The 644-nt window shown below is 47.7% G+C and carries 2 protein-coding genes; both read right to left on the bottom strand.

The window, feature by feature from the left end:
* Window positions 1-388, bottom strand: a 388-nt coding sequence (locus ACTHUR_RS15170; RefSeq protein WP_440399451.1) for a gluconokinase, GntK/IdnK-type, incomplete at its 3' end; no start/stop codon positions are given.
* Window positions 389-478: 90 nt separating this feature from the next.
* A partial coding sequence (locus ACTHUR_RS15165; protein WP_440399453.1) for a GntT/GntP/DsdX family permease occupies window positions 479-644 on the bottom strand: 166 nt, incomplete at its 5' end.

Genomic DNA, 644 nt, shown 5'->3' with positions numbered 1-644 from the left:
GCATTCCGGCTTTCATATAATGCCCCTGACGCGACAGCATACGCTCAAGATTGATTGCTTGAGGCGGAGTCAAATGGATAAAAGCCACCTTCCCTTCTGCACCACGCAGAATATCGCGGTATTGGCGTTTGAGTGCGGAACAAGTAACGATGGAATATGTTTCCCCATTTTTTGCCTGCTCCGTCATCCAGTCACGCAAATTGCCGAGCCATGGGTAGCGGTCTTCATCCGTTAACGGAATACCTGCACCCATTTTATCGCGGTTGGCTTGGGTATGAAAATCGTCGCCTTCAGCATACGGACATTGGTTGAGATGTTTTTGCAAAGACAGCGCGGCAGTGGTTTTACCGCAACCGCACACGCCCATCATGACAAAATGTGTCGTCATTTTTCTACTCCTTGTTTATCTAGATTTTAACGGTATTTAAAAACGGGCGGATTGTGTTATCTCAAAAACACTATCCGCCCGTTCTTCCGATTAAACCAAAACAAACAACACTGACGATAAAGCAAAACCGATGAGTGCGATAAGTGTTTGGTTGACCGTCCATGTCTTCAAGGTCGTCGGCACATCCATATTCAACAGACGGCCGACAAGCCAGAAACCGGAGTCGTTAAAGTGGCTGCAACCAACGGAACCTGCC

The organism is Neisseria sp. P0021.S007 (assembly GCF_051956855.1).
This window is presented reverse-complemented; position numbering and strand designations above follow the sequence as displayed.